The organism is Pedobacter sp. B4-66 (assembly GCF_018492665.1).
Classification (GTDB): domain Bacteria; phylum Bacteroidota; class Bacteroidia; order Sphingobacteriales; family Sphingobacteriaceae; genus Pedobacter.
Map to the genome: position 1 here is coordinate 206,072 of NZ_JAFVME010000003.1, position 13,470 is coordinate 219,541.

Annotated in this window: 13 protein-coding genes; 9 read left to right on the forward strand and 4 right to left on the reverse strand. The window is 34.7% G+C overall.

Going from position 1 to position 13,470, the window contains the following annotated elements:
* The first annotated feature begins 265 nt into the window (after nt 1–265).
* The 5 genes from J1905_RS05475 to J1905_RS05495 all read left to right on the forward strand — a co-directional run bounded on the left by J1905_RS05475 (nt 266) and on the right by J1905_RS05495 (nt 4,815).
* Nucleotides 266–520, forward strand: a complete 255-nt coding sequence (locus J1905_RS05475; RefSeq protein WP_350027972.1) for a polysaccharide biosynthesis protein — start codon at nt 266–268, stop codon at nt 518–520.
* Nucleotides 521–572: 52 nt separating this feature from the next.
* Nucleotides 573–1,670, forward strand: coding sequence for a helix-turn-helix domain-containing protein (locus tag J1905_RS05480; protein WP_214226223.1), 1,098 nt, complete (start codon nt 573–575; stop codon nt 1,668–1,670).
* A gap of 165 nt (nt 1,671–1,835) precedes the next feature.
* Nucleotides 1,836–2,270 carry a hypothetical protein gene (locus J1905_RS05485; protein WP_214226224.1) on the forward strand — a complete coding sequence of 145 codons (435 nt, stop codon included), beginning with the start codon at nt 1,836–1,838 and terminating at the stop codon, nt 2,268–2,270.
* 127 nt (nt 2,271–2,397) lie between these two features.
* Nucleotides 2,398–4,380: a sensor histidine kinase gene (locus tag J1905_RS05490; RefSeq protein WP_214226225.1), complete on the forward strand. Its 1,983-nt coding sequence runs from the start codon at nt 2,398–2,400 to the stop codon at nt 4,378–4,380.
* Nucleotides 4,381–4,557: 177 nt separating this feature from the next.
* Entirely contained in the window at nt 4,558–4,815 is a 258-nt protein-coding gene (locus J1905_RS05495; protein WP_214226226.1) for a helix-turn-helix domain-containing protein, read from the forward strand.
* A gap of 24 nt (nt 4,816–4,839) precedes the next feature.
* On the opposite strand, the gene J1905_RS05500 is transcribed toward J1905_RS05495, so the two are convergent.
* Nucleotides 4,840–6,666, reverse strand: a complete 1,827-nt coding sequence (locus tag J1905_RS05500) for a hypothetical protein (RefSeq protein ID WP_214226227.1) — start codon at nt 6,664–6,666, stop codon at nt 4,840–4,842.
* A 130-nt stretch (nt 6,667–6,796) separates the two neighbouring features.
* Here J1905_RS05500 and J1905_RS05505 point away from each other — a divergent pair, with 130 nt between their 5' ends.
* From J1905_RS05505 to hemN, 4 genes are all read left to right on the forward strand, one after another.
* The gene (locus J1905_RS05505; protein WP_214226839.1) at nt 6,797–7,981 is read left to right on the forward strand and encodes a PAS domain-containing sensor histidine kinase; all 1,185 of its coding nucleotides are present in this window, start codon (nt 6,797–6,799) and stop codon (nt 7,979–7,981) included.
* Nucleotides 7,982–7,986: 5 nt separating this feature from the next.
* Entirely contained in the window at nt 7,987–9,048 is a 1,062-nt protein-coding gene (locus J1905_RS05510; RefSeq protein WP_214226228.1) for a response regulator, read from the forward strand.
* 81 nt (nt 9,049–9,129) lie between these two features.
* Nucleotides 9,130–9,603, forward strand: coding sequence for a Rossmann-fold NAD(P)-binding domain-containing protein (locus J1905_RS05515; protein ID WP_214226229.1), 474 nt, complete (start codon nt 9,130–9,132; stop codon nt 9,601–9,603).
* Entirely contained in the window at nt 9,593–10,954 is a 1,362-nt protein-coding gene (hemN, locus tag J1905_RS05520; protein ID WP_214226230.1) for an oxygen-independent coproporphyrinogen III oxidase, read from the forward strand. The genes J1905_RS05515 and hemN overlap by 11 nt, the downstream gene beginning before the upstream one ends.
* 1 nt (nt 10,955) lies before the next feature.
* Here hemN and J1905_RS05525 read toward each other — a convergent pair whose 3' ends face one another.
* The 3 genes from J1905_RS05525 to ccoG are packed head-to-tail and all read right to left on the reverse strand — an operon-like array spanning nt 10,956 to nt 13,469.
* A complete protein-coding gene (locus J1905_RS05525; RefSeq protein WP_214226231.1) occupies nt 10,956–11,642 on the reverse strand; it encodes a sulfite exporter TauE/SafE family protein in 687 nt (228 codons plus the stop codon).
* Nucleotides 11,639–12,067 (reverse strand): FixH family protein, encoded by a 429-nt coding sequence (locus J1905_RS05530; protein WP_214226232.1) that lies wholly within the window; start codon nt 12,065–12,067, stop codon nt 11,639–11,641. The genes J1905_RS05525 and J1905_RS05530 overlap by 4 nt, the downstream gene beginning before the upstream one ends.
* 4 nt (nt 12,068–12,071) lie before the next feature.
* On the reverse strand, nt 12,072–13,469 hold the full coding sequence (gene ccoG / locus J1905_RS05535) for a cytochrome c oxidase accessory protein CcoG (protein ID WP_214226233.1): 1,398 nt from the start codon (nt 13,467–13,469) through the stop codon (nt 12,072–12,074).
* Nucleotide 13,470 lies beyond the last annotated feature (1 nt).

Consider the following 13,470-nt stretch of genomic DNA (forward strand, 5'->3'; position numbering starts at 1 on the left):
AGAATTCCAGGTCTAAAGAAATTTTCCACCCCTTCATTGTGCAAAGTATTTCACAAGTATGCGCAAATAACTGTGAAAAATTTACAATATACTGGACAACTAATTAAAGTATGATTCATTGATTATAATTAGTATGTAAATTCATATCAGTCAAACTGACTTAGTTTACAGAACACGATTTATTACAAGAAGATTCGGGAATGCACTGGGGTTAAATGGGGTGGTTATTCTACGATTTAGGGCGTAAATTGAAATATGAGGGTTCATTACAGTAACAGATTCAGGCATTACAAGATGTTTTATGACGATTCCTGAAGCAGTACAATTAGTGCTAGAGGTATCTGCAATGAGGAAAGAGGGTGAGATTTTTATTCCCGATATGGGAGAACCAATTAAGATTTTGAATTTGGCTATAAATATGATCAAGTTAGTTGGGTTTGCGCTTTATGCTAATATTAAAATTTGCTTCACCGGATTACGACCTGGGGAGAAATTGTATGAAGAATTACTCTGCTTTTAATATATCTATATATCTACCTAAGAAATATGTGAAAAGATAAAAGCAAATTTATATGGGATCAAATTTTAATGAGTTTTCCATTATGCAGTCTTGTGCCGAGATTAGTTTATGGTCTTATTGGGACATCGATTTAATATGCCGTTTTGCAAACAAGGAGTTTTTTAAATGGTGGGCAAAAACCCCAGAAGAATTGTTAGGCATTGTAAGTCTAAGAGTTTTGTTAAATGGTAGTTACCATGAGCATCACCTGCCTTATGTAAACAAAGTCCTTGATGGTCAGTTGCAAAAATATCAATCCGAAATAAAAACGATCACAGGTGAAAAATGTCCAGTTACAATAATATATTATCCTGATATTGAGAATGGGAACGTAATAGGTTTTTTTGCTAATATTTATAACAAGGATTTATCGCGGATTCAGGGAGATAATACTTTAGGTGATAAATTCCGTAATAATCCCGAGTCTGGTTCAGGACATGATCTAACGGCTAATAAAAGCCATCAGATTGCTGATTACCTTGGCACAGTAATCCTTACAGGATTTCCAACAGTAGAACAGCTGTCGATTCAGCATAATATTTCTGTTTCAAAACTCATGCGCGATTTTAAAGCAACTTACCAAACCAGCCCATATCTCTATTACAGACGATTACAAATGGAGTTTGCAGAGCAGTACATAAGTAGAACAGGATGCAGTAAGAAACAAATGGCATTTATGTTGGGGTTTTCTAATCCCGCAAATTATACTTTGTGTTATAACAGATACAAGAGAAGTAAAGGAGAAAAAATTGGGAAACGAACTTTTGTTGAAGATATTTATGAACGAAACAGAATTTTTATAGCCCAATTTCCTATGCCTGTTGCAATGTTTGATGTAGATATGAATTATCTGTTAGCTTCTGAACAATGGATGACAGAATTTGATCTTCATGAAGGAGATCCAGCGGGTTTAAACTTCTTTGATCTTTTTACTGAAGCGGGTTCAGGTCTTGAAATCTTAAAGGATAGATTTTCTAAAGGAACAATAAGCAATTGTGTCGGAACTTACGATTTCTATAACAAGGGGCACTTGCTCAAGTGTATTGTAAATCTTTGGCGTAATGAATCAGATAAAATAAATGGAGTAATAATTTATGTTGCTCCATTATAAGAGTATAATTTAGAAAACGAAAAGAGCCTTTATCATAATAGAGGCTCTTTTCGTTTTTTATTCTGTGGCTCCATGACTTTTTGCAATATTTCGAAATATATAAGCCTAAGTACAAACATGATTATGATAAAAATCTTTAAATTGCGCAATTAGAAAATTAAATTGATGAAAACATATATTTTACTAGTATTATTTGTGATTGGCCTTAATACTTTTGCAAGTGCACAAAAGAAGATACCAACAGCTCAAGAATTAACTGTTAAGAATATTGATGAATTAAATGAGCGTGTGGTGCTGAGTCCAACTCAGAAAAGCGTAATCTATAATTACTTGTTTGATATGTATCGTCAACAACTTGACCTTGTAAAAAAGCAACAGGCTGGAACTTCTAAAGAAGATGATGTTACAAAATTTTACAAGTTTCAAAATGAAACAAATGATAACATCAAGAATATTCTAAAGGGCGATCAGATCACTGAGTTCGATAAATTACAGGAAGAACGCCTTAATGGTGATAACAAAAAGAAAAAAGGAAAGAAAGCGAAGAGTAAAGAAGAAGATCAGACAACAGGTATTTCTGGGTTGAAATCTCAAAATTAAAGTTGCATTGATTTTTTAAATGCTGTTTGTTATGATTCACGATCATAATTACAGTTATTTATTTGAAATGTGAGTTATCTTTTATATCTTATGGTGAAATAATTTATCGGCGTATAGCCATCCCTAGATGAGATTTTTCAGTCTAATACTGTTGTTGTCATTTTCCTTATGTTCCATAGCTAGAGAAGATACCATCCGGCTTGGAAAACAGGATTATACTAATATCGGTAAACAAATATTATATTACGAGGATCCAACAAATAATCTAACTCTTAAAGAGGTAAAAGATTTATACATTGATGGTAAATTCCTTCCATCTCAAAAAGATGTCCTTAATTTTGGTAACACCAAGTCTACATTTTGGATAAGATTAGTTTATCAAGACAATACAGGTTCTGGTGGTTTTGTTGTGGTCGATGCTCCTAATTTGGAGGTAGTTGACTATTACATTATTGACAGTAACGGCAGTGCTAAATTAATACACTCCGGTAGTCTTAGCGTTAAAACAGAGGGAGTAATTGCAAATAATAACTTTATCTTTTCACTCCCTGAGCCAGTCATTGCAAATGATATTAAAGAGATTTACCTACGGGTAAAAACAAATAACTTTATGTTGTTGCCTATCAAGGTAGTAACGCATCAAACTTATATAGCAGGTTCTTCATGGAAAGAACATCTCGAATCCATTTACATTGGAGTTCTAATAACTTTATTCCTATTTAACATCTTTTTGTATATCAGTTTGCATGAGAAAATGTATCTCTTTTATGGCTTGTACCTGCTTGCTGGTTTTGTATATCTTGTACTGTACTTAAGGGGGTATGGGTATCTCATTGGATATGATTTTAGGTCGATTTTAAATAAGTATCCCCATGTGTTTTTAGCGATATCGTCAATGGCAGGTATCTTGTTTTCATGGAAGTTTCTGAATTTACAAGTATTGATTCCTCGAATTAAGCCTGTATACTACATAATGATGGGACTTGGAGTAGCTTTGATGTTTGTGAGTCTGCTTGGCTACAAAAGCTTTGCAGCTTCAATGATTCAGTATACAACAATTTTTATTTCAATAGGACTGGGTATTGCTGGGATTGCATCATGGAAATATGGACATAGGCCTGCTAAATTTTATATGCTTGCCTGGTTTTTTAGGGTTGGAGGGGTCATTTTAGTAAACTTGAATTTAAGAGGGATATTAGAAGTAAGAGATTATACTTTTGAGATTTTCCCTATTACGACTACGATAGAAATGTTGTTGTTAGCTTTTGCTTTGGGGGATCGTTATAGTATGTTAATTGGTAGTGAACGTAAAGCGAGAGAGAAAATTATGCAGCTTATACAAACCCACAATCAACGATTGGAACACGTTGTAGAGGAACGGACATTAAAATTAAGTGAAACAATAGTTGAACTTGAATCCTCGAATAGAGTGAAAGATAAGTTGTTCTCCATTATAGCACATGATTTAAGAACTCCCTTTAATAGCTTACAAAGCATATTCTCATTAAAGGATATGGGAATGCTGAGCTATGAAGAGCTTGATATGTTACTTAATGCGAATCGTAAAAACATAGATCAAATGAGGCTTACGCTAGATAATCTATTGTTTTGGGCTAAAGATCAAATGAAACAAGTAAGCGTCCAATTTACAGAGTTTGATCTTAAAAAGCTATCAGAGGTCTTAATGTTGGTGTATGAGCCAATAGCACACTCAAAGAATATTAAACTAGAGCTTAATGCAATAGGCGAAAACATGGTGTATGCAGATGAAAATCAAGTAAAACTTGTTTTAAGAAACTTGCTAGATAATGCAGTAAAGTTTTCTCCTGAAGATAATAAAATTTCTATAAATCTTGTCCGTCAAGCGAAAGGATTAAGGGTTGCGGTTCATAACGTAGTTTTAAATATTGCCGAAGCAAAAATTGCTATTGAAAAGGGAGACGAGAGCAATTCTATAACAAATGGGAATGATATAAGTACAGGCCTCGGGCTTCAGTTATGTAGGGAATATACAAAAGCAAACGGAACTGAGTTGCAGCAAGTTATTGTAGACAACGGAATAGAATTGTATTTCTTTTTATCTGGAAGTTCAAGTACACCTGCAGCCTGATAAAGTGCTTAGTATGGTAATTATTTTCACAATTAGTCGCTCCCATTCCTCATAAATCTTCACAAAATAATTTCAATAAATTGAGTATCGCTACTCTTAGCTTGTAAGGGGCACTTTTTGCCATTTATTATAGTTTGGTACTATAACTGAACTGTATATAATCATACAAATACTCCTATGAAAAATCATCGTAGACATATCAAGTCTCGTTTTTTGAATGAGAATATAGATTTAGAAGATTATAAAGAACAACTACGTTCTATTAGATTAGCAGTAGCTATTAGGAACGTATTAGACTTGCGTAATATATCCGTAGCTGAGTTTGCAGCAATAATGGGTAAAGACAGATCTACAATAAATAAATGGTTAAGTGGAACCTATTGTTTCAGTTTAAGTACATTATATGAAATCACTGAAGGACTAGGTATATTATAGCTAACTCTTCAGCGATTTTGCTCATTAAAACTTTAATAGATTAAGATTAACTGCCATTCTATTAAGTTTATTTACCTGATCATTATTCCAAATTAACCGCTTTAAATCAGATTTATCTATTATGTCATGATAGTAGTTAATTCCCTCAATAAGTTGAGTACAAAATTTAGTGAGATATTGACTTTTCTTTAAACTTGATTTATCCATTTGTGAATTTGAATCCCCAGGCTGTAAATTCAAATCAGAAATAAATGTTTCTATTTCCTTTTTAAGATAACTAACATAAAGTCCAAGTTCTTTAATAAATACATTGGGTCTATCAATACCTTTCAGCAAATCATTTCGACCATATATATGACCTACCATTTCATTCAAGGTGTATTGTTTGGAGAAATAAGCAATATTTGGCCCAGGACAGATACTTACAGCCTTATTTTCCCTTTGTTTAAGTATGTCCGTTTTTAGATAGGCAGAAGAACACAGACCTTCGCATAGACAGACTTTTTCGGTAATCAAATCTGTTTTGTTCTTTAGGTCGTCTGGTTGGAGATTTAAAGTCTTTAGTTGCTCTAATTTAAGATTTTGATACTGTCGTGATGCTGTACATATAGGCTCTATAGTAAATTCTGTATTGCTGCATAGGTATTTTTTAGTGCAAGGACTTCCTGGGCGTTTCTTAGCAATTCTTTCCAGTCTTTGTAATTCTGCAGTGCTTTTTCTGAAATTGTTAAATGGAACCCCTAGAGGAGAGGAGTTACTAAGATAGAAGTCATTTTCAGTGGAGCTGCTAAGGTCATTTAATGTTTGTTCATCTACATTTGTTGCTTCGGGCACTAATAGGAATGGACTTCCCCAGCCTGCGGCATCAAGTTGGTAATAATTAATTAGATATTGATGTTCATCTGCTGTACCTATTCCTCCCTGGTAGGTAACTCTTTGTTCTGGCTTCCAGTCAGAATCAATATTTATTTCCTTCGTCCGATATATGTCTGAGCATATTTTAAACAGTTCAGTATATAACTCTGACCTTTTCTCTTTAAATTCCTGGAGTATCGGCCCCATAAGTAGCCCGTCAGTGGCAAAAGCATGGCCACCGCAATTCAATCCTGATTCAATTCTGAATTCGGATACCCAAAGTCCCTTCTTAGCTAATACTTTAGCCTGAATAATTGCAGACCGGTAATCGCTCACTTTTAGTATTATTTGTTTTGGAAATTCACCTTTATCATTAGGGAAAAAGTCGATAAAGATTTCCATGTAGCCGTATAATCTCTGGTTTAAACCTGCCGAAATGGTTACAGCTGAGTTAAGTGTGCTTTTTGCGAAACCTCGCAATGCCGCTAATGCGTCGGTATTTTCATCTCCCAGATATATTCCATCATGATAATTTGCCTTATCTACTTTCGACATTATGTTTACATCGATTTTACCAGCTACAATGCTATCTTTTAGTTCGATCTCAAGTTCCTGTCTTCGATGACCCAGGGTTAATTCTTGCATTAATCTGAATTTTAATTTTAATGCAGAGGTTTCAGGCAGTAGCTCAAAGTACTTGTTTAAATCATTACCTTCTTCAAAATCCAGAGTCTTAAGTTCATCAATTTGTTTGTTTATTAATTTATTTAATAGATTCAAATAAGCTGTAATTCTCATTGACCGGCTATCCGGAGAGTTCTTAGCAATAAAATGATAGGGCTCGTTATTTAGTTGTGCATGATACTTTCTCATTCGTTCCGTAAGTTCGTCGTCAACAATGGAGATGACAGAAGATATACCGTATTTTGCAACTTTTAAAGGGGTATCAATTGAATAACCTAATCCAAGAACAGGAATGTGGAAAGTGTGTAGCATGAGTAACTGTTTTATTTAGCAAAGAGAATTATATTAGCATTTGTAAAATATGACGATGGTCACTGTTTGTAGTGATTTAGGTTATATCGAGCCTAATCGTGTTTTTATTACATTTGAACAAAGTAAAACTATGGATGGAGTTAAGTTACTCAAAGCAATTATTGAAACTGCAATTGATGGAATTCTTACTATTGATAACAGAGGGGTAGTAGAAAGTCTTAATCCTGCAGCATTAAAACTTTTTGGCTATTCTGCAGAGGAAGTTATAGGTCGAAATATCTCTATGCTGATGCCGGAACCTGATAAAAGTGGTCATGATGGATATCTTCATCGTTATCAAAGTACCGGTGAAAAACGGATTATCGGAAAAGGGAGAGAGGTTAGAGGACTACGCAAGGACGGAACGACATTTCCATTTCGTTTGGCAGTAAGTGAAGTACATTACGATCATAGAACCATTTACACCGGATTTATTCATGATTTATCAAAAGAGAAAGAAGCTGAGCAACGCTTAAAAGAGTACGCAGCTGAGCTTGAAAACTTAGTAGATGAGCGGACAAGTTCATTAAAAGAGCTGGTTCTTGCTTTGAGTATGGCAAAAGAAGAAGTTAGTACATCTTTAGAAAAGGAAAAAGAACTAAATCAGATGAAAAGTAGATTCGTTTCTATGGCATCTCATGAATTTAGAACCCCTTTAAGCTCCATTCAACTATCTTCTGTTCTTATCGATAAATATGCCACCCCATATGATAACGAGAATATAAGGAAACATGTAAGTAAAATTAAAAATGCGGTAGGAAATTTAACTACTATTTTGAATGACTTTCTCTCTCTTGAACGTCTTGAGGCAGGTAATGTTGAACCTTCTTTTAAATCGTTTGACCTTGTTAAGCTAGCTGAAGAAATAACAGAAGAAATGCAAATGATAGCCAAGGAGGATCAAAATATTATTTACCAGCATACCGGTTTAAATAGTATGGTTTCCCTTGATCAAAACTTACTCAAGAACTGCATGATCAACTTAATATCAAATGCTATTAAGTATTCAGGTGAGCATACATTTATTGAGTTTAATACTGAAATTACTGATGAATCATGCATCGTAACTATTAATGATAATGGCATAGGGATACCTGAATCAGATCAAAAGGGTCTTTTTCAACCTTTTTTCAGAGCAAATAATACAGGCAACATTCCTGGTACAGGATTAGGACTAAATATTGTATTGAGGTATGCAACATTAATGAAAGGAACAGTGGGTTTTACCAGCACACTTCATAAAGGAACAAAGTTTACATTGTTATTTAATAAATAGAGCTAATGGAGAGAACAAGGATACTTATTATTGAAGACAACAATGATATTAGAGAGAGTACTGCCGAAATTTTAATACTAGGAAATTACGAAGTATTTCAGGCTGTAAATGGTAAAGATGGAGTAGAATTAGCAATAAAACACTTACCAGATGTTATTTTATGCGATATAATGATGCCTGAGCTTGATGGTTATGGCGTGTTACATCTTTTAAATAAAACACCCGAAACATCAGCAATACCCTTTATTTTTTTAACTGCCAAAACTGAGCGTGTTGATATGAGGAAGGGAATGGAAATGGGAGCAGATGACTATCTAACTAAACCATTTGATGACGTAGAGCTGTTAAACGCAATAGAATGTAGGGTAAAGAAAAGAGATTTGCAAAAACAGCTATATAGCCAATCTCTAGATAAATTGGATAGCCTTTTAAATAGTAATAGAGGATTAGAAGAACTTGCTCGGTTAATTTCTGAACGAAAGGTTAGAAATATAAAGAAAAAACAGGTTGTTTATTATCAGGGCGATACTGTTAATGGTGTGTATCTTATAGTTTCCGGAAGCGTTAAAACTTTTAAAGTAGCGGAGGATGGCAGAGAGTTATTAACCGGAATATATGGCCAAGATGAATATTTTGGCGTTGCGTCATTACTTGCTAATGAAAACTATCATGAAACCAGTGAAGCTATGGCGGATACATCGCTATGTCTGCTTCCTAAAGATTTTTTAGAACCTTTACTTAATAAGTACCCTGTAGTTGCAGCTCAGTTTATAAAACTTTTAGCCAACAATGTATTAAATAAAGAAGAACAGTTGCTTCAGTTAGCTTACCATTCAGTAAGAAAACGCATGGCAGAAGTGTTGATAAGATTAAGTAATATTAAAGATGCTTCAACTAAAGGTATCTTATTAAGTATGTCAAGAGATAACCTTGCCGCAATGACTGGAATGGCTACGGAAACAGTTAGTAGAATTTTAAGCGACTTTAAGGATGAGGAATTAATTGAAAGAAAAGGCAGTCAGATTTTAATCCTTGATCATTTAAGGCTGCGAACAATGAAAAACTGACGAAGATCACTATTTTGATGTGACCAACCTCACTCTTTAAAAGGGGGACACCCCTTAATTTTGATAGATAAATTCAAAAGAATGAGAGTTGTAGCATATAGTATTAAGTCGACGGAAAAGGAGCCGCTGGCAATAGCAAATCATAAAAAGCACGAAATCACACTGATTTCCAATTCATTATCAGATGAGACTGTGTTTTATGCGGAAGGTAAAGATGCAGTCGTTGTTTTTACCGATGATAATGTGTCTGCCAATGTAATTAATAAGCTAGCCAAGCTTGGTATAAGGTATATCGCAACAAGATCAATTGATAGTTCTCATATTGACCAACAAGAAGCTAGCAATCAGAATATTAAGATTGCTAGCGTTCCACCATCAGCTTTAAATGGAATTAATGAAGATGGACTTCCAATGGCCCTTGCTACAGAAACTATCAATAACCTTGATAAGTGGCAAGGACAACGGTGCCTAGGAGATGCATGTATATGTGCTAGGTCATGCGGTCAGAAAATTACGCTAGATGTTAACGCAAAATTTGGTAGAGATGATAAATAGTACTTCTATAACAGATAAGTATCGCGTTGCAGCACCTCGATATACCAGCTATCCTACAGTGCCATTCTGGGATGCACAAAGTTTTAATGAAAATAAATGGATTGATAAGCTTATTACCGCCACTAATAACAGTAAAGAAGGCATAAGTCTATACGTCCACTTACCATACTGCGAAAGCTTATGTACCTATTGTGGTTGCAATACAAGGATTACCAAAAATCATGGCGTCGAAATCCCTTATATTAAAGCAGTTCTAAAAGAATGGGACATATATACCGATCATCTTGGCGGGGTGCCTGTAATAAAAGAAATACACTTGGGTGGAGGAACACCCACTTTCTTCAGTCCTGAAAACCTTGAGCTATTAATTAATGGACTTGTTGGACCATCCGGTTTACATGAAGAAGCTGTATTTAGCCTTGAAGCGCATCCTAATAATACCACAGATGAGCACCTTACCGTTTTATACAAACTCGGATTCAAGCGATTGAGTCTCGGCATTCAGGATTTTGATAAAAAAGTGCAGGCAATAATTAACCGCGTGCAAACTTATAAGTCTGTTGAGTTGATTACTAAGAAGGCGAGGAAATTAGGATATCAGTCAATTAATTATGATTTGATTTATGGATTACCACTTCAAACTTTGAATGGATTAAACAAAACAATAAAATCAGTGTTGAAATTAAAGCCTGATAGAGTCGCTTTTTATAGCTATGCTCATGTTCCATGGGTAAAGCCAGGTCAACGTAAGTATACAGAAGATCAGTTGCCATCTGTAGATCTGAAGAAGAGTTTATACGAAATGGGGAGAGCCCAGCTTATAGAAGGAGGGTATTTTGAAATTGGTATGGATCATTTTTCATTAAAAACAGATAGTCTTTATAATGCTGAGCGAGAGGGTAAATTGCACAGAAATTTTATGGGCTACACAGAACAATCAAGTAATGTTTTGATAGGATTAGGGGTATCGTCTATAAGTGATTGCTGGACTGCCTTTGCTCAAAATGTGAAAAGTGTTGAAGAGTATATTAGCTTAGTAGAAAAGGGAGAATTGCCGCTCACTAAAGGGCATATCCTAAGCGAAACAGATCTAGTAATTCGCAAGCACATTTTAAACTTAATGTGTAAAGGACATACATCCTGGAAAAAGCCCGAAGAGATGGATGATAAAGTAGAAGATGGTATAAGAAGAATGAAATGGTTAGCTCAAGATGGTCTGGTAATGCTTTCAGATTATGATGTACGCGTTACAGAGTATGGGAAGAAATTTCTTAGGAACATATGTATGGCATTTGATGCTAGACTATGGGCAAATGTACCAAGCACTCAAATATTTAGCTTAGCAGATTAGATTATCTGCATTCAATTGTATTAGAATTTGGTTTTTGTGGACTCAAATAGGGGATGTTTAATTCAAATCCCCTAAATAAAAACCAGAAACCCAGAATTAGCATTGCATAAGGAACAAATCTATTCAATGTTCTCCTAAAAGTAAAGCCAGAAAAACCGACAACAATGGCTGCACCTAGCATTAATGGTATTGTTCCTACTCCAAACCAAAACATATAAAATACACCTTGTTTAACGCTATCTGTATTTAATGCTCCTGCCAGAGCCAGATAAACGAATCCGCATGGCAACAGGCCATTTATCATTCCAATAATTAAATGATTTAATTTGTGCTTGAAAGCATAGTTAAATACTTTATTAAATGGACTCAATACTTTTACTGAAGTTTCCTTAAAAAAAGAGAATTTAAGTAATCTCGAACTGGCAGCTAATATGATTAATGTCCCTGTAAGTATACTAATGCCTTGTTGAATTCCCGCCTGCCATATTTGTTTCCCTATTAATCCAACTAAAGCACCTAATATGCAGTACGAAAGAATACGTCCAAATTGATAGAGTAATTTATTCCATAACAAACTGGCCCATCCTGAATGTCTTAGCGGAACCGCGAAGGCTAATGGTCCACACATACCAATGCAATGCAAGGAACCTAATAAACCGATAAAAAACGCTAGTCTTTCATTGCTCATGGTATTGAAACCTCCTGTTCATTTAAATAAGCAATACCATTGTTTGCTTTCCATTGCATAATGAATTTCCAATTTCCTTTCGCTAAATCTTTGGATGACAGAATCACATTCTTATTACTATCACTTTTAAAATTCATCATCCTATCCATGCTTTTTTTTGCAGTGCGCATTATTTTTAATGTGCCGGTAGCTTCAGTTTTAAATGTTATAATTAAGCTTTCATCTGATAATCTTATTACAGGTAACGCATTATCCTTTATTACCTGCTCTTTAAGTGTGAATTCATGATCATAGTTTAGTCCCTTTTCGTAGTAATCCTGATCAACAAGCGCATCAGTTTCACTCCTAATCATAAGTACAGCCAGTACTACGATGAAAGTCATAAACGACAGCATTCCAATAATTAACTTTGTACCCCAATTCATATTTTTAATTGTTTGAAGGTGCTATAAATGTAGTTTCAAATCTATCTACAACCTTATTGTTCGATAGGAGTTTAAAACCGATTTTAGTTTTATACTGTTTGATATTTTTTTGAGGCATTATAATAAAGAAAGTTACTTTAGCACTGCCGCCATAAGCAATAGAATCTGGTTTTTGGATATATTGAATTTTCGCATCTTTATCATCAGGCACTATCACGAAATCCACCGTTTTGTTAGTTTTATTAACCATTTCAGCTGTATACAAATTACTTACAGTTTGGTCTTTATCCCTAAGCTGGTATAGCGTTCCGCTAGCTCGTAAAATTGTTGTTTGTACATCAGTACGCTTAATTAATAGGAAGGAGAGTATAGCAATTAGAATCAATAGGACGGCAGAATATCCGTATATTTTCTTACTGATTTTAAAGGATGTTTTATCCTTAATCTCTGCTTCTGACTTGAAGCCAATAAGCCTCGAGGGTCTGTTAATTTTTTCCATCACCATATCGCAGGCATCAATACATGCGGTACAATTAACACACTCCAGTTGAGTACCATTTCTTATATCAATACCGGTGGGGCACACCTGAACACATAATTTACAATCAATACAATCTCCTCCCTGATTTTCTTGTCCCTTATTTACTTTATTTCTAGGCTCACCACGTTCATAGTCATAAGCCACAATGATACTTTGATTATCCAGAAGAACCCCTTGTAATCTACCATAAGGGCAAACAACTGTACAAACCAATTCTCTGACTCTAGAAAATACTAAGTAGAATATTAGAGAAAACACCCATATAGCTATAAAACCAGATAGGTGGCCTTTAATGGGTTCGGTAACAATCTCGACAAGTTTATCAGATCCTATAACATAGGCGAGAAAAACATTGGAGATAAGAAATGAAATACAGAAAAACAGCGCATGTTTTAGCGATTTTTTAAAGAATTTATTAAAGGTTAATGGTGCGGCGTCTAGCTTTCTTTGCTGATTGTGATCTCCTTCAATCAAGTTCTCAATTTTTCTGAACACCATTTCCAGAAATATGGTTTGCGGGCAGGCCCAACCACAGAATACCCGTCCGAAGATCACAGTAAAAAGCACAATGAATACTATGAAAATCAGTAGTGCTAATACAAATAGATAAAAATCCTGAGGCCAGAAAATGATCCCAAAAAAGACGAACTTTCTTTCCAGCACATTCAGAAGTATCAGTTGCTCTCCATTCAGTTTAATAAATGGTGCAGAGAATAGTAATAAAAGGAAGAAGTAACTAACCGCTGAGCGATACCTGTACAGTTTTCCTTTTATTATCTTCGGATAAATCCACTTTCTCTTTAGACCGTCATCTGTAAGCGTGGATACCTGATCTCTAAAATGTGCTGGTGTTTGTGACATT